Origin of the sequence: Streptomyces sp. NPDC048734 (genome assembly GCF_043198675.1) — a bacterium.
GTDB lineage: Bacteria > Actinomycetota > Actinomycetes > Streptomycetales > Streptomycetaceae > Streptomyces.
In genome coordinates, this window is the sequence record NZ_JBICUZ010000003.1 from 628,021 (window position 1) to 651,167 (window position 23,147).

27 protein-coding genes, 1 tRNA gene and 1 pseudogene are annotated in these 23,147 nt (G+C 73.1%); 9 read left to right on the forward strand and 20 right to left on the reverse strand.

The features are described 5' to 3' along the window. From ACGFQC_RS11815 to ACGFQC_RS11830, 4 genes are all read right to left on the reverse strand, one after another. The coding region (locus ACGFQC_RS11815) for a PPOX class F420-dependent oxidoreductase (RefSeq protein ID WP_393288090.1) at positions 1–373 on the reverse strand (373 nt) is incomplete at its 3' end. Positions 374–453: 80 nt separating this feature from the next. Continuing rightward, on the reverse strand, positions 454–1,275 hold the full coding sequence (locus tag ACGFQC_RS11820) for a YceI family protein (protein WP_363090868.1): 822 nt from the start codon (positions 1,273–1,275) through the stop codon (positions 454–456). Positions 1,276–1,345: 70 nt separating this feature from the next. Next, positions 1,346–3,850, reverse strand: a complete 2,505-nt coding sequence (locus ACGFQC_RS11825; protein WP_363090867.1) for an MFS transporter — start codon at positions 3,848–3,850, stop codon at positions 1,346–1,348. A gap of 13 nt (positions 3,851–3,863) precedes the next feature. Then, positions 3,864–4,397, reverse strand: a complete 534-nt coding sequence (locus ACGFQC_RS11830; protein ID WP_363090866.1) for a MarR family transcriptional regulator — start codon at positions 4,395–4,397, stop codon at positions 3,864–3,866. A 241-nt stretch (positions 4,398–4,638) separates the two neighbouring features. Here ACGFQC_RS11830 and ACGFQC_RS11835 point away from each other — a divergent pair, with 241 nt between their 5' ends. Beyond that, positions 4,639–4,842, forward strand: coding sequence for a hypothetical protein (locus ACGFQC_RS11835; protein ID WP_363090865.1), 204 nt, complete (start codon positions 4,639–4,641; stop codon positions 4,840–4,842). A gap of 830 nt (positions 4,843–5,672) precedes the next feature. On the opposite strand, the gene ACGFQC_RS11840 is transcribed toward ACGFQC_RS11835, so the two are convergent. From ACGFQC_RS11840 to ACGFQC_RS11875, 8 genes are all read right to left on the reverse strand, one after another. Next, positions 5,673–6,584: an RNA polymerase sigma factor SigF gene (locus tag ACGFQC_RS11840; protein ID WP_363090864.1), complete on the reverse strand. Its 912-nt coding sequence runs from the start codon at positions 6,582–6,584 to the stop codon at positions 5,673–5,675. Positions 6,585–7,057: 473 nt separating this feature from the next. Continuing rightward, complete coding sequence (locus tag ACGFQC_RS11845; protein WP_363090905.1) at positions 7,058–7,885, reverse strand: RNA polymerase sigma factor SigF; 828 nt, start codon at positions 7,883–7,885, stop codon at positions 7,058–7,060. A gap of 281 nt (positions 7,886–8,166) precedes the next feature. Beyond that, positions 8,167–8,460 (reverse strand): Dabb family protein, encoded by a 294-nt coding sequence (locus ACGFQC_RS11850; protein WP_363090863.1) that lies wholly within the window; start codon positions 8,458–8,460, stop codon positions 8,167–8,169. Positions 8,461–8,492: 32 nt separating this feature from the next. Then, a complete protein-coding gene (locus ACGFQC_RS11855; RefSeq protein ID WP_363090862.1) occupies positions 8,493–8,669 on the reverse strand; it encodes a hypothetical protein in 177 nt (58 codons plus the stop codon). 179 nt (positions 8,670–8,848) lie between these two features. After that, positions 8,849–8,933, reverse strand: a tRNA-Ser gene (locus ACGFQC_RS11860). A gap of 44 nt (positions 8,934–8,977) precedes the next feature. Continuing rightward, a complete protein-coding gene (gene tadA, locus ACGFQC_RS11865; protein WP_363090861.1) occupies positions 8,978–9,409 on the reverse strand; it encodes a tRNA adenosine(34) deaminase TadA in 432 nt (143 codons plus the stop codon). 59 nt (positions 9,410–9,468) lie between these two features. Beyond that, positions 9,469–10,002 carry a hypothetical protein gene (locus ACGFQC_RS11870; protein ID WP_363090860.1) on the reverse strand — a complete coding sequence of 178 codons (534 nt, stop codon included), beginning with the start codon at positions 10,000–10,002 and terminating at the stop codon, positions 9,469–9,471. Between the two features lie 309 nt (positions 10,003–10,311). Further along, on the reverse strand, positions 10,312–10,530 hold the full coding sequence (locus ACGFQC_RS11875) for a hypothetical protein (protein ID WP_363090859.1): 219 nt from the start codon (positions 10,528–10,530) through the stop codon (positions 10,312–10,314). A gap of 136 nt (positions 10,531–10,666) precedes the next feature. Here ACGFQC_RS11875 and upp point away from each other — a divergent pair, with 136 nt between their 5' ends. Further along, positions 10,667–11,302 (forward strand): uracil phosphoribosyltransferase, encoded by a 636-nt coding sequence (gene upp / locus ACGFQC_RS11880; protein WP_363090858.1) that lies wholly within the window; start codon positions 10,667–10,669, stop codon positions 11,300–11,302. 28 nt (positions 11,303–11,330) lie between these two features. On the opposite strand, the gene ACGFQC_RS11885 is transcribed toward upp, so the two are convergent. From ACGFQC_RS11885 to ACGFQC_RS11910, 6 genes are all read right to left on the reverse strand, one after another. Beyond that, a complete protein-coding gene (locus ACGFQC_RS11885) occupies positions 11,331–11,948 on the reverse strand; it encodes a LytR C-terminal domain-containing protein (RefSeq protein ID WP_363090904.1) in 618 nt (205 codons plus the stop codon). Between the two features lie 150 nt (positions 11,949–12,098). Continuing rightward, complete coding sequence (locus ACGFQC_RS11890; RefSeq protein WP_004943146.1) at positions 12,099–12,395, reverse strand: type II toxin-antitoxin system VapB family antitoxin; 297 nt, start codon at positions 12,393–12,395, stop codon at positions 12,099–12,101. A gap of 677 nt (positions 12,396–13,072) precedes the next feature. Beyond that, entirely contained in the window at positions 13,073–13,207 is a 135-nt protein-coding gene (locus ACGFQC_RS11895) for a hypothetical protein (protein ID WP_363090857.1), read from the reverse strand. 64 nt (positions 13,208–13,271) lie between these two features. After that, positions 13,272–13,583: a hypothetical protein gene (locus ACGFQC_RS11900; RefSeq protein ID WP_363090856.1), complete on the reverse strand. Its 312-nt coding sequence runs from the start codon at positions 13,581–13,583 to the stop codon at positions 13,272–13,274. Positions 13,584–13,682: 99 nt separating this feature from the next. Further along, complete coding sequence (locus ACGFQC_RS11905) at positions 13,683–13,865, reverse strand: DUF308 domain-containing protein (protein WP_393288093.1); 183 nt, start codon at positions 13,863–13,865, stop codon at positions 13,683–13,685. Between the two features lie 233 nt (positions 13,866–14,098). After that, positions 14,099–14,809 (reverse strand): siderophore-interacting protein, encoded by a 711-nt coding sequence (locus ACGFQC_RS11910; protein ID WP_363090854.1) that lies wholly within the window; start codon positions 14,807–14,809, stop codon positions 14,099–14,101. A 272-nt stretch (positions 14,810–15,081) separates the two neighbouring features. On the opposite strand from ACGFQC_RS11910, the gene ACGFQC_RS11915 reads away from it, so the two are divergent. The 6 genes and pseudogenes from ACGFQC_RS11915 (at position 15,082) to ACGFQC_RS11940 (ending at position 20,827) form a co-directional block, all read left to right on the forward strand. Continuing rightward, positions 15,082–17,145, forward strand: coding sequence for a penicillin acylase family protein (locus ACGFQC_RS11915; protein ID WP_363090903.1), 2,064 nt, complete (start codon positions 15,082–15,084; stop codon positions 17,143–17,145). Further along, entirely contained in the window at positions 17,138–17,740 is a 603-nt protein-coding gene (locus ACGFQC_RS11920) for a GNAT family N-acetyltransferase (RefSeq protein WP_363090853.1), read from the forward strand. Before ACGFQC_RS11915 ends, ACGFQC_RS11920 begins: the two co-directional genes overlap by 8 nt. Then, entirely contained in the window at positions 17,737–18,210 is a 474-nt protein-coding gene (locus ACGFQC_RS11925) for a cupin domain-containing protein (RefSeq protein ID WP_363090852.1), read from the forward strand. The genes ACGFQC_RS11920 and ACGFQC_RS11925 overlap by 4 nt, the downstream gene beginning before the upstream one ends. Beyond that, positions 18,198–18,497: a hypothetical protein gene (locus ACGFQC_RS11930; RefSeq protein WP_363090911.1), complete on the forward strand. Its 300-nt coding sequence runs from the start codon at positions 18,198–18,200 to the stop codon at positions 18,495–18,497. Before ACGFQC_RS11925 ends, ACGFQC_RS11930 begins: the two co-directional genes overlap by 13 nt. Before the next feature lie 40 nt (positions 18,498–18,537). Then, positions 18,538–18,657 (forward strand): annotated as a pseudogene (locus ACGFQC_RS11935) (SDR family oxidoreductase); the annotation flags it as partial. Between the two features lie 232 nt (positions 18,658–18,889). Further along, positions 18,890–20,827, forward strand: coding sequence for a copper resistance protein CopC (locus tag ACGFQC_RS11940; RefSeq protein WP_363090902.1), 1,938 nt, complete (start codon positions 18,890–18,892; stop codon positions 20,825–20,827). Positions 20,828–21,371: 544 nt separating this feature from the next. On the opposite strand, the gene ACGFQC_RS11945 is transcribed toward ACGFQC_RS11940, so the two are convergent. Together ACGFQC_RS11945 and ACGFQC_RS11950 are read right to left on the reverse strand one after the other, a co-directional pair. Next, positions 21,372–21,797 (reverse strand): PIN domain-containing protein, encoded by a 426-nt coding sequence (locus ACGFQC_RS11945; RefSeq protein ID WP_363090851.1) that lies wholly within the window; start codon positions 21,795–21,797, stop codon positions 21,372–21,374. Then, positions 21,794–22,072, reverse strand: coding sequence for a CopG family transcriptional regulator (locus ACGFQC_RS11950; protein ID WP_363090850.1), 279 nt, complete (start codon positions 22,070–22,072; stop codon positions 21,794–21,796). Before ACGFQC_RS11950 ends, ACGFQC_RS11945 begins: the two co-directional genes overlap by 4 nt. Positions 22,073–22,414: 342 nt before the next feature. Between ACGFQC_RS11950 and ACGFQC_RS11955 the strand changes: the two genes are divergently transcribed. Continuing rightward, positions 22,415–23,026 carry a hypothetical protein gene (locus ACGFQC_RS11955; protein WP_363090849.1) on the forward strand — a complete coding sequence of 204 codons (612 nt, stop codon included), beginning with the start codon at positions 22,415–22,417 and terminating at the stop codon, positions 23,024–23,026. The last annotated feature ends 121 nt before the right edge of the window (positions 23,027–23,147 follow it).

A 23,147-nucleotide genomic window follows, 5' to 3' on the forward strand; every position in this document is an offset into this window, starting at 1 on the left:
TCGCCGCCCGGTATTCGTCCCAGTCGGGGTGTTCACCGGCGATGTTGCGGTAGTACTCCACCAGCGCCTCGACGGAGTCGGGCGAGTCGATGACCTCGGCGGTGCCGTCGACCTGGACCCAGGGCCCGTTCCAGTCGTCGCTCAGCACGAGCACGCTGACCCGCTCGTCCCGCTTGGCGTTGCGCGTCTTGGCCCGCTCCGGGTAGGTGGACACGACGATCCGGCCCGAGTCGTCGACCCCGCAGGTCAGCGGGGAGGTCTGGGGGCTGCCGTCGGCGCGCCGGGTGATGAGGATCGCGCGGTGCCGGGGACGTACGAAGTCCAGCAGCTCGTCGAGGGAGACGGAGGTGTTGGTCGCGATGTTCGGTGCCATGGGGCCAGCGTAGGCGCGGGGGCGGGCGCCGGAGCCGGCCCTGCCCGTCCCCGCGCGCATGTCCCTGCCCGCGCCCGCGCTCACGCCTGCGGCAGCGACTCCCCCTGCACGGCCTGGATGTCCAGTTCGACCTTGAGCGTCGTGCCGATGGCGGCGATGCCCGCCTGGACGACCTGGTTGTAGGTGATGGCGAAGTCCTCGCGGTGCAGGTCGGCCGTCGCGCGGAAGGCCGCCCGGGTGCCGCCCCAGGGGTCGGCGCCGGTGCCGAGGTAGGCGAGGTCCAGGTCGACGGGACGGACGACGCCGCGCAGGGACAGGTCGCCGTGGACGGTCCAGCGGTCGGGTCCCGCGGTCGTCAGCCCGGTCGAGCGGTAGGTGATCTCCGGGTGGGCGTCGGCGTCCAGGAAGTCCGCCGAGCGCAGGTGGGTGTCGCGCACGCCGTTGCCGGTGTCGATGGAGGCGGCGCGGATCACCGCCGTCACCCGCGACGTGCCGACGTCGTCGGGGGCGATCTCGACGGACGCGGTGAAGTCGGTGAACCGGCCGCGCACGCTGGAGATGCCGAGGTGCTGGGCGACCGCGCCGACCGTGGAGTGCGCCGGGTCGACGGTCCACGGGCCGGGCGGCGGCAGTTCGGTGCCGCCCTGCCGGGCCAGCGTGACCGTGCCGACCTCGGCCCGGCCGCTCGCGGTGACCAGCGCGCTCGCGGCGGCCGGCGCGTATCCGACGGCGGTGACGATCACGGTGTACGCCCCCGGCGCCAGCGCGGTCGTGTCGCGTACGGCACCCTCCGCGTCGGCCTCGGCGCGCAGCACCTGGCTCCCCGTCATGTCGGTCACCGTGACGACCGCGTGCGACACGGCCCATCCGTCCCGGGTGCGGATCCTCGCGGTCAGTCCCATCTCACGCAACTCCTCGAAGAGACCGGCCCGTGGCGGGGCGCTCCCCGCCACGGGCCGGTGCCGTGTCGTGCTACTCGCCGGGGTGGGCGAGCTCGATGTCGTGGCCGTCCACGCCGGTGCCGGCGACGGTCAGTGAGGTGGCCACCGGCGGGTAGCCGGTCGCGATGACCGTGTAGTCCCCGCCGTCCAGGTCGGTGAAGGCGTACGCCCCGTCCACGCCGGTGGTGGCGGTGCCGACCACGTTGCCCGCCGCGTCGACGAGCGTCACGCGCGCGTCGGCCAGCGGACCGTGCGGTGCCCGGACGACGCCCTGGACCTGCGCCCCCGCGTCGAGGACCAGCTCCACGCGGGTCACCCCGGTCGCGCCGACCTCGACGGGCAGGGCGCGCGGCCGGAACCCGGCGGCGTTGACCGCGACGGTCACGGCGCCCGGCACCAGCTCGGCGAAGGAGAACTCGCCCTGCTCACCGGTGGTCCCGGTGGCCAGCAGATCACCCCGCACGTCGGTGACGACGACCATGGCGTGCCCGACGGGCCCGCCCGTCTCGGCGGCCCGCACGACGCCGCCGAGCCCGCTGGTCCCGCTGAGCAGGATGTCGTACGCGACCGGCTCGCCGTCGACGACGATCGTGGACGCCTGCGGCTGGAACCCGTCGGCGGAGGCGATCAGGACGTACGAGCCCGCGCCCGGCGCGTCCAGCCCGTAGGAACCGTCGGCCTGTGCGACCGAACGGCCCAGCTGACGGCCCGCGAGGGAGATCAGCGTGACGGCGGCCTGCGGCACGGGCGCGCTCTCGGCACCGCGGACCAGACCGCGGACCGGGATGCCGCCGGAGGAGACCGCGGGGGCCTCGGCGGTGGCGGCGAGCCGCCGCGTGTCCTCGTGACCGGCCTCGGCGGCGGCACCGGCGAGGGCCTGCCCACCGGCGGGAGTCGGAGCCTGGGCCGCGACGGCGGCCGGGGCCCGGGTCGCCGCGGTGGCGTCCTCGGAGTCCGTCTGCGCCGACGCGCCCATGGTCTTCAGCGGGACCTCCTTGATGAACAGGGTGATGAGGAAGGCCACCAGGGCCAGTGCGGCGGCGATCAGGAAGACGTCCGCGATGCCGTGGCCGTACGCGCTCTCCATGACCGTGCGCAGCGGCAGCGGCAGCTTGTCCATGTCGGGGATGGAGCCCCCGGAGTCCGAAGCGGCGGAGGCGTAGTCGGGGCCGAGGTCCGCGATGCCGTCCCGGGCGTAGTCGCCGATGCGGTGGGCCATGACGGCGCCCAGTGCCGAGACGCCGATCGCACCGCCGAGGGAGCGGAAGAAGGTGACCGTGGAGCTGGCCGCGCCGAGGTCGCCCGGGGCCACCTGGTTCTGCGTGGACAGCACCAGGTTCTGCATCATCATGCCGATGCCGAGGCCGAGCAGGGCCATGAAGACGGCGGTCTTCCAGTACGGGGTGTCGTAGCGGATGGTGCCCAGCAGGCCGAGGCCCGCCGTGACGAGCACACCGCCGCCGACCAGCCAGGCCTTCCACTTGCCGGTGCGGGTGATGAGCTGTCCCGACACGGTGGAGGAGACGAAGAGCCCGCCGATCATCGGGATCGTCAGGACACCGGACATGGTCGGCGACTCGTCGCGGGCCAGCTGGAAGTACTGGGCGAAGAAGACCGTGCCGGAGAACATCGCGACGCCGACGAACAACGAGGCGGCTGAGGACAGCGTGATGGTGCGGTTGCGGAAGAGGCGCAGCGGGATGATCGGTTCGGCGGCCCGTGACTCGACGAGCACGAAGAGCAGCCCGAGCGCGATCGAGCCCGCGACCATCGTGTACGTCTGCCAGGACAGCCAGTCGTACTTGTCACCGGCGAAGGTGACCCAGACCAGCAGCAGCGAGACCGCGGCCGAGATGAAGAACGCGCCGGCCCAGTCGACCTTGACGTCCCGCTTCACGACGGGCAGGTGCAGGGTCTTCTGCAGCACGATCAGCGCGATCACGGCGAAGGGCACGCCGACGTAGAAGCACCAGCGCCAGCCCAGCCAGCTCGTGTCGGTGATGACACCGCCGAGCAGCGGACCGCCGACGGTGGCGACGGCGAAGGTCGCGCCGAGGTAGCCGGAGTAACGTCCGCGCTCCCGCGGGGAGATCATCGCCGCCATGACGATCTGCGCGAGGGCGGAGAGGCCGCCCACGCCGACGCCCTGGACCACACGGCAGGCGATCAGCATGCCGGGGTTCTGCGACAGACCGGCGGCGGCCGATCCGAGGACGTAGACGACGAGCGCTATCTGGACGAGCGCCTTCTTGTCGTACAGGTCGGCGAGCTTGCCCCACAGGGGGGTGGTCGCGGTCATCGCCAGCAGGGTGGCGGTGACGACCCAGGTGTAGGCGGACTGGCCGCCGCCGAGGTCGCCGATGATCTCCGGGAGGGCGTTCGAGACGATCGTGGACGACAGGATCGCCACGAACATGCCGAGGAGCAGTCCGGAGAGGGCCTCCATGATCTGCCGGTGCGTCATCGGAGCGTCGCTGGCGGACCCTCCGCCGTGCTTCGCGTGAGCCCGCACACCGGCTGGTGTGGTCGTTGCCATGGACTTCCTTCTCTTACGTCGCTTGTGCGGGTGTACGGGTGGTCCGGTCACGTGACGGTCCACGTGGGTGTTCGCTCTCGGGAACGGGAGGGGGCCGGTGGGGCCGGTGCGGGGTGGACCGGCAGTCGCCGAAGCTGGCGCGCAGCCGGGTCATCAGCCCGATGAGCTGACCGACCTCGTCGTCGGTCCAGTCGCTCAGCCGCTCCGCCAGCAGATCGGTGCTGCGGCGGGTCAGCTCGGCGAGCATCGCGTGGCCCTCGGGGGTGAGGCGCAGGATCCGCGAGCGCTTGTCCGTCGGGTCAGGGGACCGCTCGATCCAGCCCCGTTCGGCGAGGTGCGCGGCGTGTCGACTGGTCACCGACATGTCGACGGCGAGCAGCTCGGACAGGGCGCTCATGCGCAGGTCACCGTGCCGGTCGAGCAGCGTCAGCACCCCCGCCGAGCCGGGCGAGCAGTCGGCCGGCAGGATCCGTCCGATGTCCCGCTTCACGGCTCCGACGGCGCTGAGCTGACGCGCCAGCTCCTCGAACTGCGCCTGCCCTGCCATCACACCTCCCGTTTTTGTTGCTTAGGGCAACCATAGAAGCGTTTGGTTGCTACAGGCAAACAAATGAGGGGCGGGTGCCGCAAAAAGTTGGCAAAGGCAAGTGTTACGGAAGTAAACGCCCAGGTGGGAGAACCGGCCGCGCCGGCGGGGTGGGCCGAGTCGGCGGGGCGGGCCGAACGGGCCGGGTCGCGGTGCGCCCCCGCTTGGGACACCCCGGCCGCTTTCGCTAGTGTCTCGGAGCATGGCTAACACGCAGGGCCCCCAGGGCAATCACGACCCCGCCGGCAGCACCCAGATGTTCCGGGCGTTCGTCGACGAGGGCACTCCCCAGGCATCCCGCCAGGCCCCGGCCCCGGCCCCGGCCGGCCCCCGCCTCGGCCTGATCCTGGGCGTCGTCGCGGCGGTGGCGATCGTGGCGGCGGTGGCCTGGCTGGCGCTGAAGTAGCGGTGGCCCGGCTGGCGCTGAAGTAACGGACGGGACGGCGCGCCCCGGCGGTGCGGCCCCCTCGGCGGCGCCCGCCCGGGGCGGGCCCGACCACACCGGACGGCTCGCTCGGACCGGACGGCCTGCTCGGACCGGGCGCGCCACGCGTCCGCGGCGGCCCCCGGACCTGGACCTCAGGGGCCTGTCCAGCGAACGCCCGCCCGTTGCCCTCGTGTCCGGCGCCCGACCGACCCCCGTCCTGACCGGCCCGCAAGCGTGCGTCCCGGCTCCACGCCCCGGCGGGCGGCCGCCCTGGGCTTCATACCCGGCCGGCACCCGCGCCCCCCGACCGGCCGGCGCAGTCGCTCTCCCCCCGTACCGACGCGCCCGTGTCTCCACGTGCATGCCCAGGAGGCCCGCCAGGCGTCCGCGCGGACCGTCCAGGTGCCGCGCTCGCGGGTTTTCGGGGTGACCGGCGTCGAGGACTCCTCCGTCGACTCGATCGCCGCCCGGTCGCCGCCCGGGGCGCCGACGAGGTGCGTCTCCGGTGTGACCGAGTCCGAACAGGTCGGCGCACCACCTGAGTTGTGGCAGGCGAGCGTCATCTGCTCGCGCCACCGGGGGTCCGTGGCGGCGCGTTCAGGATCGCCCACGGCCAGGACGGCCGGGCCGCCGTCCGTCCGCCGACAGGACTCCGCACCTGTGACGACGGCCGCCGACGCGCCCGGTACGGCGCCCCGGCGGCCCTGGGTCCACGTCGGCCTGCGTATCGCGCCGGTGCCGTTGGCTGTCCGTCAGAAGTCAAGCCCGCGAACGGAGGTGCGGACCCGGCGACGGGCCCGCACCACGGCTCAGTCGGAGATCAGGCCCTCACGGAGCTGGGACAGGGTGCGCGTGAGGAGACGCGAGACGTGCATCTGGGAGATGCCGACCTCCTCGCCGATCTGCGACTGGGTCATGTTGGCGAAGAAGCGCAGCATGATGATCTGCCGCTCACGCGGCGGCAGCTTGGCCAGCAGGGGCTTCAGCGACTCGCGGTACTCCACGCCCTCCAGCGCCGTGTCCTCGTAGCCGAGGCGGTCGGCGAGGGAGCCCTCGCCGCCGTCGTCCTCGGGAGCCGGCGAGTCGAGTGAGGAGGCGGTGTACGCGTTGCCGACGGCCAGTCCGTCGACCACGTCCTCCTCGGAGACGCCCAGGACCAGGGCCAGTTCGGCCACCGTCGGCGAGCGGTCCAGCTTCTGGGAGAGTTCGTCGCTGGCCTTGGTGAGGGCCAGCCGCAGCTCCTGGAGGCGGCGCGGGACGCGCACCGACCACGAGGTGTCGCGGAAGAAGCGCTTGATCTCGCCCACGACCGTCGGCATCGCGAAGGTCGGGAACTCGACGCCCCGTTCGCAGTCGAAGCGGTCGATCGCCTTGATCAGGCCGATGGTGCCGACCTGGACGATGTCCTCCATCGGCTCGTTGCGCGAGCGGAAGCGTGCTGCCGCGTACCGCACGAGCGGCAGGTTCAGCTCGATGAGCGTGTCCCGGACGTACGCGCGCTCGGGGCTCTCCTCGTCGAGCGCGGCCAGCCGCAGGAACAGGGAGCGGGACAGGGTGCGGGTGTCGATGGCTCCCGTGGCCGGGAGCGCCGGGACGGGAGCGGCCTCGAGGGCCGTGACGTCGTCGAGCACGTCGGGCTCGACGGGCGTGACGGGCTCGGTGGGCGCGGACTCGCTCTTCGTGAGCATGAGCACCTTCGAGCTGCCCTGGTCTGCGGACATGCCACCCCCTTTGGGTCGCGGGACGGTCGTGGCGAACGCTCCGGATCGAGGAACGCCAGCCTTCACCTGAATACCGGAGCCGAAGCCCCGGCAAACGCGCTTCCGGCAGAATGTCACATGTCGGCAACACGCTGTAGTGACATGTCGACATGTGAATCGCGAATAGGCCCTGGAAAGAGGGGGTGTGACGGTTTTTCAGCACGGTTCGGCCGGGAAGCGCCCCACTGTGTGATTCGCCCTTGTCGGTGATGGATCGCTCCCGCGTTCGGTTGCGGATCTTCACCCTGAAGGACCACGCGCCCCCGCCTGCAGGGGCGTTGCCCTCACCCGCCGGGGAACTGCCCCCGCCCGCCGGGGTGCCGTCGCGGTCTGCCGGGGGTGCTGTCGCCGCCTGCGGGGAGCTGTGCCCGCCGGGGAGTCGCTGCCGCCCGTCGAAGGGCTGTCGCCGCCCGTGGAGGGCCCGGCGAGGGCCGTCAGGCGTCGATGCGGTTCGCCGACCGCAACCGCTGGAAGCTGCGCGCCAGGAGGCGCGAGACGTGCATCTGGGAGACCCCGAGTTCCGCGCTGATCTGTGACTGGGTCAGATTGCTGTAGTAGCGCAGCAGCAGGATCCGCTGCTCGCGTTCGGGGAGCTGGACCAGGAGGTGGCGGACCAGGTCGCGGTGCTCCACCCCGTCCAGTGCCGGATCCTCGTAACCGAGCCGGTCCAGCAGGCCGGGCAGCCCGTCGCCCTCCTGTGCGGCCTCCAGGGAGGTCGCGTGGTACGAGCGGCCGGCCTCGATGCAGGACAGCACCTCGTGCTCGGCGATGCGCAGCCGCTCGGCGATCTCGGCGGTGGTCGGCGTCCGGCCGAAGGCGGTGGTCAGGTCCTCGGTGGCGCTGTTGACCTGCACCCACAACTCGTGCAGCCGGCGCGGAACATGGACGGTGCGCACGTTGTCGCGGAAGTACCGTTTGATCTCGCCCACGACCGTCGGCATCGCGAAGGTCGGGAACTGCACGCCCCGGTCGGGGTCGAAGCGGTCGATGGCGTTGATCAGGCCGATGGTGCCGACCTGGACGACGTCCTCCATCGGCTCGTTGCGGGAGCGGAAGCGGCCGGCGGCGTAGCGTACGAGCGGGAGGTTGGCCTCGATGAGCGCCCCGCGCACGCGGTCGTGCTCCGGGGTGCCCGGTCGCAGGTTCTTCAGCTGGGCGAAGAGCACCTGGGTCAGTGCCCGGGTGTCCGCGCCGCGGCGCCGTTCGGGCGTCGGGGCGGGTGCCTCCTCCTGAGGCGGCGCAGTACTGGCCGACACGGTCAACGCCACCTCTTCGTCAGATCAACATCGGTCAACTCATCCATCAAAAGCGGTCATAGCATCACAAGACATGTGCAGTGTGTGCAAGTACCCCATAAGACCGTGTTGAGGGAGAAGTTGGGCGCAGGACGCGCGAAAGCCCCCCGCCGTTCCGGCGGAGGGCTCAGTGCGGCACGGTCCGGTCCGCGCGCCGGAGGCCGAGGGCGGGGGCCGACGGTGGGGGTGCGGAGACGGGCGCGAAGTCGAGACGGACGCGAAGTCAGGTGTCCGGTCGGGCCGCGGCGTCAGAACGCGTAGTCGGCGACCACCCAGGTGGCGAACTCGCGCCAGAGGGCCACGCCCGCCTGGTGCGTCGGGTGCTCGAGGTACCGCTTCAGGGCTTCCGCGTCCTCGACCGCCGAGTTGATCGCGAAGTCGTAGGCGATGGGCCGGTCGCTGGTGTTCCAGCCCAGTTCCCAGAAGCGCAGCTCCTCGATCTGTCCGCCCAGGGCGCGGAAGGCGGCTTCGCCCTCCACCACCCGGGGGTCGTCGCGGGTGACGCCTTCGTTGAGCTTGAAGAGGACCAGATGGCGGATCAAGGGGCACTCCCGGTGAGTACGGCTGCCGGCTGCTACTTCGCTCCGTCGGCGAGCCAGGTGAAGAAGTCGCCGATGGCGCTGGCCGCGTCCGATATGCCCTCGAAGGCTATCTGGACGTAGTCCGCCGCCTTCTCCGGGTCCGTGATGATCACGTAGAGCACGAAGACCACGATCACGTAGACGGCGATCTTCTTGGCGTTCACCGCCACCGCGGCCTCCCTCTGAATGCTGCCCCTGGGGCCCCCTGCTGCCGGCCGCGAGTGTAACCCTCACGTCGTTTCTTCCGACCAACGCCACGACGGGCGGGGCGTTTCGCGGGGACACCGCACCCACCGCACAGCAGAACACCCCCTGACCCGTGTCGCCGCGGTTCAGGGGGTGTCATCAGCGGTAGCGGAGGGATTTGAACCCTCGGTGACTTGCGCCACACTCGCTTTCGAGGCGAGCTCCTTCGGCCGCTCGGACACGCTACCGAGAGAGACCTTACAACAAGGTGAGCCCCGCTTTGAAATCGGATTCACCGGGAGCGGAAGAACTCGGTGAGCAACCGGGCGCAGTCCGCGGCGAGGACGCCCTCGACGACCTCGGGGCGGTGGTTGAGCCGACGGTCACGGACGACGTCCCAGAGGGAGCCGGCCGCGCCCGCCTTGTCGTCGCGGGCGCCGTAGACGACCCGGTCCACGCGGGACTGGACGAGGGCGCCCGCGCACATCGTGCACGGTTCCAGGGTGACGACGAGCGTGCAGCCCGTCAGCCGCCACCGGCCGGTCCGCGCGGCGGCCCGCCGCAGGGCCAGCACCTCCGCGTGGGCCGTGGGGTCGCCGCCCGCCTCGCGTTCGTTGTGGCCGGCCCCGAGGACGGTGGTGCCGTCGGCGGCCAGGACGACGGCACCGACGGGGACGTCGCCGCCGCGGGCGGCCAGCGCGGCCTCGTCCAGGGCGAGCCGCATCGCGGCCCGCCACCGGTCACGTACGGGGTCGGCGGGCCGGCCCTCTTCGGTCGGTGCGGTCAGCGGACGGTCTCCAGGACCTCCGAGGCCCCGAGGGACTCGGCGATCTCGGTGAGCGCGTCCGAGGACAGCGACCTCAGTTCCTTCTCGCCGACGCCGAGGTCGTCGAGGATGCCGGCGTCGCCGACCGGGCCGTGCGGCACCGCCTCGGCCGAACCGGTGCTTCCCGCGCCGTCCGTGTCGTCGTCCTCGGCGTCGCCGTCCTCGGTACCGTCGAGGTCGAGGGCGTCCAGGTCGTCGGCGTCACCCGGATCCCGGCCGAGCAGTTCGTCGGTGAGCAGGATCTCGCCGTACGAACTGCGGGCGGCGGCGCTTGCGTCGGAGACGAAGATGCGCGGGTCCTCCTCGCCGTCGATGCGGACGACCCCGAACCAGGAGTCCTCCTGCTCGATCAGCACGAGGACGGTGTCCTCGTCCGGAGAGGCTTCCCGGGCCAGGTCGGCGAGATCCGACAGGGTTTCCACATCGTCGAGCTCTGTGTCGCTCGCTTCCCACCCGTCTTCGGTGCGCGCGAGCAGTGCGGCGAAGTACACCGTGACTCCCACTGGTCTTAGGCGTGCCGGTTGGGGGTCCCCCCGGCGGAGGTTACGGGCGGAGAGAGCTCAGGCTCCGAGCCCCACCCACTCGGAATCGTGGCAGAAACAAGGCGTCCAGGGGACGTCTTCGGCTCCCTGTGTCCGGACGTTTTGACCGCGGGTCCACGGGGACGCCCGCGAGCAACTCACCAGCGCACTCGTTGCCACCACCGCGGATCGTACGCGGCTTTGCCGTGCGGCCACGCACGCCCACCCCCGTAACGCGCGTGACGTCGGCGGTCTTCCCCACGGGGACCGAGGGGACCGCTACCAGCGGAAGGTGCGCATGCGCATCGCGTGTCGGAGCCGGGCCGTCTTCGCGCGGCGCGGCTGGACGCGGTCGCGCAGCTCGCGGGCCTCGGCCAGCTCACGCAGGAACTGCGCGCGTCGTCTGCGGCGCTGCGCCTCGGTCTCCGACGGCTCCTCCGACGGGTTCTCCTGCGGCTCCTCCGCTTGCGGCGCCGCACGCTCTGGCAGGTCAGGCATTGGTCCACCACCCTGGTCCGTTCCCCCCACCTTCCCTCCGAAGGGCGGTTTGATGCCGACGAACAGTTCAGGCGAGGGGAGAGGCTCACTGTGTGTGGGGACGCCGGGCCGCTCGGGCCCGGTTACTGTTGTGGACATGCGTCTCCACGTCGTCGACCACCCCCTGGTCGCCCACAAGCTCACCACGCTGCGCGACCGCCGCACGGACTCCGCGACCTTCCGTCGCCTCGCCGACGAGCTGGTCACCCTGCTCGCCTACGAGGCCACCCGGGACGTGCGCACCGAGCAGGTCGACATCATGACGCCGGTCGCCGGCACCACCGGCGTCAAGCTCGCCCGCCCGCGTCCGCTGGTGGTGCCGATCCTGCGGGCCGGCCTCGGCATGCTGGACGGCATGGTCCGGCTGCTGCCGACCGCCGAGGTGGGCTTCATGGGAATGATCCGCGACGAGCAGACCCTCCAGGCCTCCACGTACGCCACGCGCATGCCGGAGGACCTGTCCGGCCGTCAGGTGTACGTCCTGGACCCGATGCTGGCCACCGGCGGCACGCTGGTCGCCGCGATCCGCGAGCTGATCAGGCGGGGCGCCGACGACGTGACCGCGGTGGTGCTGCTGGCCGCGCCCGAGGGCGTGGAGATCGTGGAACGCGAGCTGGCGGGCACGCCGGTCACCGTCGTCACGGCGGCCGTCGACGACCACCTCAACGAGCACGGCTACATCGTCCCGGGCCTGGGCGACGCGGGCGACCGCCTGTACGGCGCGGCCGAGTAACCACCGCCGTACCGGTGGGGTACGGCGCTCAGCAGCCCTTCTTCGCGGTCGCCGTCGGCTTCGGTGCGGCCAGGGCCGTCAGTTCCCTGGTCGCTTCCGGTCGGCTGGTCAGCGCCTTGAAGCCGTTGCCGATGATCAGGTCGATCGTGGTGCCCTTGCGGGCGGCGTCGGTGCGGCGCTCGGCGGCGGTGAGCTGGGTGGCCAGCACCGGCAGCGAGGTGTTCAGTGAGGCCGCCGGGCCGAGCAGTACGCCGGTGCCGGTGACCTTCTTGTCGTACTGCGGACCGGCGTTGCCCACCTCGCCGATCCGGAAGCCGCGCTTCTCGAGTTCGTCGGCGGTGGTCTTGGCGAGGCCGCTGCGCGTGGTGGCGTTGAAGACGTTCACGGTGATCTGCGCGGGCCTGGGCAGAACGGCCGGGGCCGCGGTGGCCGCGGGGCTCGCCTTGGTCGAGCAGCCGGCCTTCGCGGCGGCCGCCGAGGCGGTGCCCCCGCCGCCGGTGAAGACGTCGATCAGCTGGAGGGTGCCCCAGCCGGCCACGCCGAGCACGGCTCCGCAGGCGACGGCGACGCCGACCAGCCTGCCGCGTCGCCGGGACGGGCGCATCCGGGGGTATTTGTCCCCCGTGATCCGGTATTGGCCGCCCATGCCGGGAGGAGTCAGCATGCTCATGAGCGCAGCGTAGTGCGCCGGGGCGGCCGTGCCTACTAGATGATCATTCAATAGGGTGCAGAGCACCCGAAAGGGCCAACCGGCCCCGGGCGGGGACGCGTCGGGTCGGGTTGTCCGGGGGTCGGCTCAGTCCAGTTCGAGCACCCGCGCGTGGAGCACCTGGCGTTGCTGGAGGGCGGCTCGGACCGCGCGGTGGAGTCCGTCCTCGAGGTACAGGTCGCCCTGCCACTTCACGACATGCGCGAAGAGGTCGCCGTAGAACGTGGAGTCCTCGGCGAGCAGGGTTTCCAGGTCGAGCTGCTGCTTGGTGGTCACCAGCTGATCGAGGCGGACCGGGCGCGGCGCGACGTCCGCCCACTGCCGGGTGCTTTCCCGGCCGTGGTCGGGGTACGGCCGGCCGTTTCCGATGCGCTTGAAGATCACACGGAAAGCCTACCGGTCCTGACGTTCCGGGCGCAGCCATGGCGGCGGAGTGTGAGGCCGGAAAAGAGGTGGCGAACCGGGGCACAAGGGAAGGGATGGCTGTCGGCGAGGCCGCCGGAACCGCTGTGGCCACGCCTTCACCGGCCCCGTCCTCGGCCCGGCTGCCGGCCGGGCCGAGGACGGGGGCGGCAGCCGGTGCGAGGGGCGGCGAGGTCGTCGGCACCGTCCTCAGGGGGAGCGGTGCTCCCCGAGCCGGTCGCCGCGACCCGGCCGCGCCCCCCCGGTGCCCGCCCGTCCGGTCGGCGGTGGCGTGGCGGCCGGGCCCCGGGCGGTGACGGCGTCCGCGTCCCGCGACGGCTGTGCACAGGCTGTGGGCGGCGCGTGCGAGGGGCGCGCGGGGGGCGTGCCGGGTGTGCTGCCCGTACGGTGCGCGGAGCCCGCTGAACGCATGGCGCCGCGGCGCCGGTGCCGAGGGCCGGGAGGCCGTTCTGCCGTCGAACCGGTCGCGGACGGCGGCGTGTTCACGATGCCGCCGTGGCCCGTGGCCCGTGGTCGGTAGCTCGTGGTCCGTGGTCCGAGCGGAAGGGGATCGGGTGGACGGGGATCGGGCTGGGGGCAGGTTCTCCTCCTTCCGCACCGCACCGCACGGCGGAGGCGGCCCGCCTCCGCCCCGCGCGTCAGTGACCCCGGTCGTCCTCCGGGATCGGCCGCCCCTTCTGCCGGTCGGTGATCTTGATCTGCGGCTTCGGCGTGCTGCGTGCGGCCTCCGCGCGCAGCAGGGCGCGCAGGACCGCGTACGGGTCTGTCGGCATGGTGTGAGTCCTGTGTTTCTCGAAGCGTCGAACTGACGGGTCCTCCTCGGTGCGGAGCGGGGGGTCAGCAGCGCAGGACCACCGTGCGCGGGGTGCCCGGGGCGGCCGGTGGGCACGGCGGCCGGGGCGGCGCGGGCGTGACGCGGCCGCGGGGGAGGGCGGGGGCCGGGGCCGGGCGGGGTGCCGCGGCACGGCGGGCGGCGGCCCCGGTGGCACGCAGGGCGTCCAGGGCGTCGTACTCGACGATCTCCGCGGCGGCCACCGGTGCGGGCGCGCAGACCGCGGTGGGCGCGCCCGGTACCAGGACGGCGAGCAGCAGCACGAGGACCCGCAGCCAGGAACGGTGGTGCGGGAGGTTTCTCGCGGTGCTGCTCATGGCTGGTCATCTGCCCGCGACACGCCCGGCGTTCAGCACACCGCGCGGGAGAACCGCCCGTTCGGAGCAGAGCCCGGCACGGACTCACACGGCGCGGGCTCACACGGCGCGGGGGACCCGTTCGGCCCGGCCCCGGGTGCGCAGTCCGGTGACGATCTCGACGACGCCGACCACCACCAGCCGGATGCCGCCCACGAGGGCGAGGACGGCGACCGATGCGAAGGGGGAGTCGATCAGGACGACACCGGGGACGAAGGTGACGATCCCGAGGAGGACCGTCATGTGCCCGGCTCGGGCCGTGCGGAGGCGGCCCGCCACCCGGGGCGGCCCGCCCGGCTCACCCCTCGGTGGCCTCCACGGCCTGGGCCGGTCCGCCGCGTCCGTCACCCGCCCCAGCGGTCCGCCGCGCCCCTCACCAGCGCCGCCGGTCCGCCGCGTCCGTCACCCGCCCCAGCGGTCCGCCGCGCCCCTCACCAGCGCCGCCGGTCCGCCGCGTCCGTCACCCGCCCCGCGCGTCACCCGGCCTGCCAGTACCCCACCGCGTTCGTCCTTTCCTTCGGGACCGCCAGGTCCTTGCGGACGTACGCCGACAGGGTCCGGGTCGTCCGGGTGTCGCAGGCGATCCAGACGTACGGGTCCGGGGTGGCTGCCAGCAGGGCGGGCAGCTCGGTCTTCACGCGGTCCACCAGTTCCGTACGGGGGGTGCGGCGGAGGTCGTGCCGGGCCAGGTCGGTGCGGAAGGGGAGGCCGTCCCCGTCGCCCTCGAACCAGATCGTGGCCGGTGCCGGGCCGAGGGCGTCGAGGAGGGAGTTGATCGCGGGGAGGGAGGCCGGGTCGCCGATCACGAGGACGCGGGAGGGGGCCGGGGTGGGCCGGGTGAAGTCCGTGCCCTGGACGGTGGCCTCGATGGTGTCGCCGGGCCCGGCGGCCCGCGCCCAGTCGCAGGCGGCGCCCTCGTGCAGGGCGAACTCCAGGGAGAAGGTGCCGGCCGCCGGGTCGGGGTCGACCAGGGTGTAGGCCCGCTGGTGCGGCCTGCCCGCGTTGGTGAACCACAGCCGTACCCACATCGTCGGGTGGACGCCGGTCGTGGCGAGCAGTCCGCCGTCGGTGAGGTGGAGCCTCCGGTAGTGCGGGGTGACGTCCTCGGCCCCCGTGACGGTGAGGGTGAAGTCCTTCGCCCGCATCAACTTCAGGACCGCGCCCTCCCAGCCCCTCCCCTGCGCCATGCCCCTTCACCTCTCGCGTACGATTCCTGCACCGATTGATTAGGTGAGCCTAACCTAAATGTCAGAAGGGTCCCAGGGTGACGAGCGAGACGGACGGAGCCGCCCGGCAGACGGACGGGGAAACCGGGACCGAGACCGGCATCGAGCCCGGGGTCGGCCCCGGAACCGGAACCGGCGTCGAGCCCGGAACCGGAACCGGCGTCGAGCCCGGAACCGGAACCGGGGCGGACCCCGGTACCGCGTCCGGTGAGGTCTACCGGGACACCTGGGGCATTCCGCATCTGCGGGCCGGCGGCGCCCACGCCCTCGCCCGCCTCCAGGGGAGGGTCACCGCCCGCGACCGCGCCTGGCAACTGGAGGTCGAGCGGCACCGCGCGCGGGGCACCTCGGCGTCCTTCCTCGGCCCGGAGGCCCTCCCCTGGGACCGCTTCGTCCGCCGCGCCCGCCTCGACGACACCGCCCGCCGCTGCTTCACGACCCTTCGGGCGAGCGACCCGGAGACCGCCGCCTGGGTGCGGGCGTACGTCGACGGAGTCAACGAAGGCCTGCGCCCGACCCCCGAGTTCACCCGCGTCGGCCTCACCCCCGGCCGCTGGGAGCCCTGGACGCCGCTGGCCGTCTGGCTCTCCACCCACATCCTGTTCGCCGGCTTCCCCGCCAAACTGTGGCGCGAGGAGGCCGCCCGCCACCTCGGCGAGGACGCCGTCGGCCTGTTCGCCACCGACGGGCCCGGCACCGCCGGCAGCAACGGCTGGCTGGTCAGCGGCGACCGCACGGTCACCGGGCAGGCCGTCATCGCCGGCGACCCGCACCGTTTCATCGAGGACCCCGGCGTCTACCAGCAGATCCGGCTGGCCTGCGACGAGTTCGACGTCGTCGGACTCGCCGTCCCCGGCGTCCCCGGCATCGCCCACTTCGGACACACCGGAACGGTCGCCTGGGCCATCACCAACGCCATGGCCGACTACCAGGACCTCTACCGCGAACGCCTGCGCCGCACCGGTGCCGGCGTCGAGGCCCTCGGCCCGGACGGCACCTGGCGCCGGGTCGAGCGGCACACCGAACTCGTCCGGGTGGCGGGGGAGGAGACCGTCGAGGTCGAGGTGCTGGAGACCGAGCGCGGCCCGGTGATCGCGGGCGGCCCCGAGGGCCTCGACGACGGAAGCCCCGGCGGCACCGACGACGGCGCCCCCCTCGCGCTCGCCCTGCGCCACCCGCCCCGCGTCACCGGCGACCTCGGCTTCTCCGCCCTGCTCCCCCTGCTGCGGGCCCGCCGGGTCGCCGACGTCGACCACGCCCTCGACCTCTGGGCCGAGCCGGTCAACGTCGTCCAGGCCGCCGACACCGAGGGCGGCCTGCTGCACCGGGTCGCGGGCCGCGTGCCCGTGCGCGCGCGGGCCAACCGCATCCGCCCGGTGCCGGCCTGGGAGCCCGGCCACGAGTGGACCGGCTGGCACGAGATGCCCCGCGCCGGACTCACCGACGGTGTCGCCGTCATGGCCAACCAGCGCGGACCGGCCGCCGGCCTGGGCGTCGAGTTCGCCCCGCCGCACCGCGCCGACCGCATCCACGCGCTGCTCGGCCGGCGCCGGCAGTGGTCGTCGTCCGACATGCCGGCCATCCACACCGACACCCACCTCGCCTCCGCCGCAGCCCTGCTGGACCACCTGGCTGCCCTCGACGGCCTGAGTCCCGCGGCGGCCGACCTGCGGGCGCGGCTCCTGCGCTGGGACCGCCGGATGGACGCGGACAGCCGGGAAGCGGGGCGGTTCGCGGCCGTGCGCGGCGCGCTCGTGCGCCGCCTCGCCGCCGAGCCCGCCTTCGCCGCGCTCACCGCCCCGCCCGCCTACCCCGAGGTCCTCCTGCCCTGGCTGGCCCTCGTCCCCCGCATCGGCTACGCCCTCGAACACCTCCTGCGCGCCGAGGAGCTGTACGGCATCGACCGGCCGAAGCTGGTGCGGGAAGCCCTTGAAGAGGTCGCCCTCGAAGAGGTCGCCGGGCAGCCGGACGCGCGCTGGGGCGACACCCACCGCCTCGCCCCGTGGCGGGCCCTGCCCGACCCCTCCGGGGAAGCCCCCGCCCTCTCCGGCGACCACGACTGCGTGCTGTGCACCTCCGCCGTGCCCGGCTGGACCGACCTCGCCGCCCGCGGGCCGGCCGCCCGCTACGTCTGGGACCTGGCCCGCCGCGAGGACAGCCGCTGGATCGTGCCCCACGGCGCCTCCGGCCACCCCGACAGCCCCCACCACCACGATCAGCTCCCCCTGTGGCTCACGGGCGAGCTGGCCCCGGTCGTCACCGACTGGGCGCACCTGACGAAGGAGAACGATGACTGACGTGAACGTCCACTACCTCCACGTGGAGGAGGCCGGGGGCTTCGGCACCGTCCGCATCCGGCCCCTCGACGCCGAGGCCGACGCGGCGGTCGTGCACGGCTGGGTCAGTGAGGAACGGGCCGTGTTCTGGGGCATGAACGGCCTGACCGAGGACCAGGTCGCCGACGTCTACGCCCACATGGCCGGCCTCGACACCCACCACGCCTTCCTCGCCGAGCTGGACGGCGAGCCCGTCGCCGTGCTCCAGACGTACGAGCCGTCGCAGGACCGGGTCGGCGAGTGCTACGAGGTCGAGCCCGGGGACATCGGCGTCCACGTGCTGCTCGCGCCCGCCGGGGAGCGGGGCGCGCGGCCGGGCTGGTCGTCGGCGCTGATGGGCGTGTTCGCGGCGTACGTGCTGGTGGGGCTGGACCGGCGGCGGGTGGTGGTCGACCCGGACGTGCGCAACGAGAAGGCCCTCGCCCGTTTCCTCCGCCAGGGCTTCGAGCCCGGACCGGTCGTCACCCTCCCGGAGATCGACCTGCCGGACGTGTACCTGCCGGAGAAGACGGCCCGGCTCGCCTTCCTCAGGCGGGAGGTAGCCTTCCCCGGGTGACCCCCGAGGACCTCGTCGCCCACTACGGTCTGGAGCCGATCCCCCGCGAGGGCGGCCTGTTCCGCCAGACCTGGGCCGGACCCGCGCTGCCGGACGGCACCCCCGCCGGAACCGCGATCGTCGCCCTGCTCACCGCGGACGACTTCTCCGCCCTGCACCGCCTCCCCGGCGACGAGATCTGGCACTTCTACCTCGGCGACCCGCTGGAACTGCTGCTGCTCGCCCCCGACGGCACCTCCCGCACGGCCGTGCTCGGCCCGGACGTCCTCGGCGGCCAGCACCCGCAGCTCACCGTCCCCGCGCGCACCTGGATGGGCGCGCGGGTGACGTCCGGCGGCGCCTGGGCCCTCTTCGGCTGCACCATGGCCCCCGGCTTCACCTACGCGGCCTACGAACACGGGGACGCCGCCGCCCTGACGGCGCGTCACCCGGACCGGGCCGCCCACATCGCGCGACTGTGCCGTCCCTGACCTCACCGGCGGACCGGACGCCCCCGGTCACGGGCGCGGGCGGCGGCCCGGTCACCCACACCGCCTCGGCGGTGGCGGCCCCCGAGGGCCACGCCCACCACGCCGCCTCCAAGGCCGCCGCCGCCCGCCGTCTCCCGCAGGGGGAGCGCCGGCGCCTCGCCGGTGACCGGCAGGTGCCCGGCCCGGCCGACGCCCGGCCCGGCCGACGCCCGGCCCGGCCGACGCCCGGCCCGGCCGACGCCCGGCCCGGCAGGTGCGCGGCCCGAGGGCGTACGGCGCCGACGTGAGGGCGTACGGCGCCGACGCGAGGCGGTCGCGGTCGGCCGGACCGGCAGCCCCGAGGACGTCGGCCACGCCTGCGTCCTCCTCGCCTCCCCGCACACCTCCCGGACCACCGGACACGACCCGGTGGTGGACGGCGGGGTGCCGACCCGCCCCACGGGGTGAGCAGGACAGCCTCATGGGGTGAGCAGGACAGCCTCACGGTCCGTACGTATCTCCAGGCACGGGAGTCCAGTCCGAAGTACGGAGCGGTGACGTGGTCGAGGGGCGCGATGACGTGAACGGGCGCGGTGGTGTGGCCGTCGGGCGCGACGCCGTGTCCGTCGGCCGCGACGGCGGGCGACGGCGTGGTGCACGGGGCGGCCGGGGCAAGGGCGCCCGGCGGTGGCGAGGACTGGTGCTGCTCGGCACCACCCTGGTCCTGCTCCTCCTCGGCAGCGCCGGCCAGGCGTCGGCCCACGCCGCCCTCCGCGACGCCGACCCCGCCGACGGGTCCGTCCTCACGACCGCTCCCCGCAGCATCACCCTGACCTTCACCGAGTCCGTCGGCCTGATCGACGACACCTTCCGCGTCTTCGACCCCCGCAACGGGCGCGTCGAGACGGGCGAGGCGCAACACGCCGACGGCCGGTCCGACACCGCCCGCGTCACCCTCCCGGCCCGGCTCGGCACCGGCACCTTCACGGTGACCTGGCGGGTCGTGTCGGAGGACAGCCACCCCATCGCCGGCGCCTTCACCTTCTCGATCGGCGCGCCCTCCCCGACCCCGGCCGCCGTCCCCGGCGGCCCCGTGGAGGACCCGGCCACCGCGGGCCTGCACAAACTCGGCCGCTGGCTGGCGTACGGCGCCGCCGCCCTGCTCATCGGGACGGCCGCCTTCGTCGCCCTGTGCCGCCCGCCGGACGTCCGGCCGCTGCGCGGGCTCCTCGTGGCCGGCTGGTGGACGTTCACCGCGTCGACGGTCCTGCTGCTCCTGCTGCGCGCCCCCTACGAGACCGGCGCCGGTCCCGCGCAGGCCCTCGACCCCTCCGGCCTCACCCGGACCCTCTCCGGCCGGCCCGGCCTCGCCCTGGCCGCCCGGCTGCTCCTGCTGGCCGCGGCCGCCGTCCTGCTCCGTCGGCGCGGCCGTGAACGGCCCACCCGGGCGACCCTCGCCACCGGCCTGGTCCTGGCCGTGGGCCTCGGCCTGACCTGGGCCGCCGCCGAACACGCGTCGGCCGGCATCCAGGTCCCGGCCGCGATGACCTCCTCGGTGCTGCACCTGCTGGCCATGGCGGTGTGGCTCGGCGGCCTCACCGCCCTGCTCACCCTGCTCCGCCACGGCACCCTCCCGGCCGCCGTGGCCGCCCGCTTCTCCCGGCTGGCCGCCACCTCGGTCACCGTCCTCGCGGTGACCGGCGTCTACCAGGCCTGGCGCGGCCTCGGCACCCTCGACGCCCTGACGGACACGACGTACGGCCGGACCCTCCTGGCCAAGCTGGGGGCGGTGGGCCTGCTGCTCCTGGCGGGCGCCTGGTCGCGGCAGTGGACGGGACGGCTGGTGAGAACGGAGGCGGCACGCGCGCGTGTGAGGGAGGCGGAGACGCCGGATGTGGAGGAGAGCGAGACGAAGGGCGGGACGACGGAGATGGCGAAGGTGAAGGAGACGGTGGCGGCGAAGACGGTGGCGGCGAAGACGGAGGCGAAGGCGGCGACCAAGGTGGCGGCGGCGGTCGGCGCTCCGGCGACGGAGGAGGGGGTGTCCGGGCGGACGCCCGCGCAGGCTCCCGCCCCGCCGGACGGGCCCCCGTCCGGCGACGGCACCCCGATCGCCCCGGCCCGCACCCCGGCCGAGGACGCGCGCCGCCGCGCCCTGCGCCGGTCGGTCCTCGCGGAGGTCGCGGTCTCCGTCGTCGTCCTGGGCCTGACGACCGTGCTGACGGGCACCCTCCCGGGCCGGGCGGAGGCGGAGGCGGCGACGTCCGGACAGTCGATCGGGCTGCCCGTCGCCTCCGTGACCACGGTCCCCTTCGACATGAGCGGTCCGGACGCCCCCGGCGCCCGCGGCAGCGTGCAGATCACCCTCGATCCGGGCCGGGTCGGCGAGAACTCGGTGCAGGCCGTGGTCTACGGCCCCGACGGCGGCTTCGCCACCGTCCCCGAACTCCGCATGTCCTTCAGCCTGCCCGGCCAGGACATCGGCCCGCTCGACGCGAAGCTCACCGACCGGGGCGGCTACTGGGCCGCCGACGCCGTCAACCTGCCCCTCCCCGGCACCTGGGAGATGAGCGTGACCGTACGCGCCTCGGAGATCGACCAGGTGACGGAGACGAAGCCGGTGCGCGTCACCCGCTGAGCGGGCTCCCGAGGCGCAGGGCGGTGCCTCGGGCCGGTGTGCCTCTCGCCTCCGCTGAGGTCCGCGGCCGTCCGCGGCCGTCCGCGGCCGTCCGCGGCCGTCCGCGGCCGTCCGCGGCCGTCCGTGGCCGTCCGCCGCTGTGCGGCAGCGTCGTCACGCGGAGGGAGCGGCCCGGGTGCGCGTCCGGTACACGCACGTGACGGGGACCATGCTCCGCAAGGTCGCGCGGCAGGCCGGCGACGCTCTTCGGGAGCTCCCGAAGGCGAACTGGGACGGAGACTGAGACGGGAACTGAGACGGCCAACGACGAAGGGCCCCGCTGCAAACAGCGGGGCCCTTCGACATCGTGCCCGGTGAGGCACTGGCGGAGGATACGAGATGCGAACTCGTGAGGGGTTGCCCCCAACACGCTTTCCCACTGTTCGTCTGGGGGTTCGGCGGCGATCGAGGGTGTCCTGACCTGTGGCGGAGTGGGGCATTGGGAGAGTGGTGGACGGTGCTGGACAGGGATGAACGAGACCAGAACTGAAACCAGGGCGCCGGGTCATACCTTCTTGACGACGATGGTGTCCGGGAGAAGCTTCTCCAGATCGTCTGCGTCCGAGGTGAAGACGGTGACCTGCCCCTTCGGCTGGCGTGCGATGACAGCGAGCACGGCATCGATCGCGTACTTGTGGCCGTGCAGCTTGGCATCAGCCAGAAGACGCCGGGCCTCGCGGGCCTCGTCTTTTCCGACGTCGGCGACCTTGAGCCGGGAGAGCACCCAGTCCCAGCGCTGCTCGGTGGTTCTGCCGTCGTACGCCTCGACCAGCGTCATCGGAGACGTCACCACCTCGGCCTCACCCCCGGCCGCGAGGTCGAGCCAGGCGATCATCTTCCGGTCGCCGCGCACGGCCAGGGACAGGGCCTCGCAGTCGAGTACGAAGACGCGCAGCGGCCGCTGCCTGTGCCCACCGGCACGCTTCTTCACGCGGCCTCTCCGGCATCGTGTCCTCCGGCGGTGCGGCGGCGCTCGTGCTCGGCGTCGAGATCGTCCAGTTCCGCGAGGGCCGCCGCGCGCTCGTCCCCGGTGACCGGCCCGTGCTCCTCCTGCAGCCAGTCGACCAGCTCCAGTAGCCGATCCCGATCGCGCTTGAATCGCAGTGCTTCGGTTACATATGCCGAAAGTCCCCGCTCAGCCGCGTCGGCGCGGATCTCGTCGAGGAGATCTTCGGGGATCGTCACCGTGACCTTTTTTGTTGCCATACATGAGACCATACTCCCGGTGTGAGCGCCCTTACCGGGGTCGCCGAACCAGTCACGCTCCGGATGCGGATGGTTGATCCCGGAGTGTTCCCACCGCTGAGCGCCGGGCCACATCGCTTCACTCGATCACCCCGTGTCGTTCACCCCCACCAGCGCATGCGGCGGCTGGCGCGGATAGTTGCCCTTCGAGGTGGTGAGTTTCCTGTCGTTGGCGGAACCACAAGAGGAGGGGCCGTGTCCCTACTGCCTTCGACAGACGTCTTCAGGTCGATCGAGCTAAAGGTTTCGCAGTTGCTCAGCGGACAGTTGGTCTGTCCACATGCGCCCGGGGAGAGGTGTTCGGTGGGTGAGCACCTCACGCTCTCGGAGGCGAAGGAGGCGGCGGCGCGAGATGCCACCGACGTTGCTCTTCGGGACGCGCTGTGGCGGTGCGTAGGCCGCGATGCCCGCAGTGACCTGCCGAACTTGGCTCAGCGTAGCCAGTTGCTCGCGCTGTATTTCGTCATCCCCTACCTCCGGAAGTCGGCCGGGAGAGTGTCGAGGAGGCTCTGCGTCGACGTCGCCGAGGTGAGGTCGGCCATGGTGTTCGGTGCGCTGTACGGTCTGGCGCTGGCGACCGAAAGCGACGATGTCCGTGACGAGGTCGTCCGATCCGCCAATGCGGCCGGCTGGTCGGTGGAACGGGCTGATCCGGCCGAGCGCACGACGGATCCGCACAGCCTTGTAGACCGTGTGAGCCGATTTGACGACGGCTACTCACCCATCCGCGACGAGTCGGACATCCAGGTGGTCGACGAGATGGACCCTTTGTCGTGGGGGCGCATCGGCGGCGAACGCGTGGGCGCTACCTTGCACCGCCTCGGGCTCTTGAACGAGTTCCTCGCCTCGGGGTCGGAGCAGATGCCGGAGGGTGAGTCAGACGAACTCGACAGACCGCAGAAGGAAGCCGAGTGAGCCCAAGCGCAAGGCGACTGTCGCAGTGGCTGGCCGAGCCAATGCCCCTGTGTAAGGTGGCAGATCTCCTCGGGGTCGACGCATCGAAGGCGTCTGGACTGGTGAGAGCGGACCGCTTCCC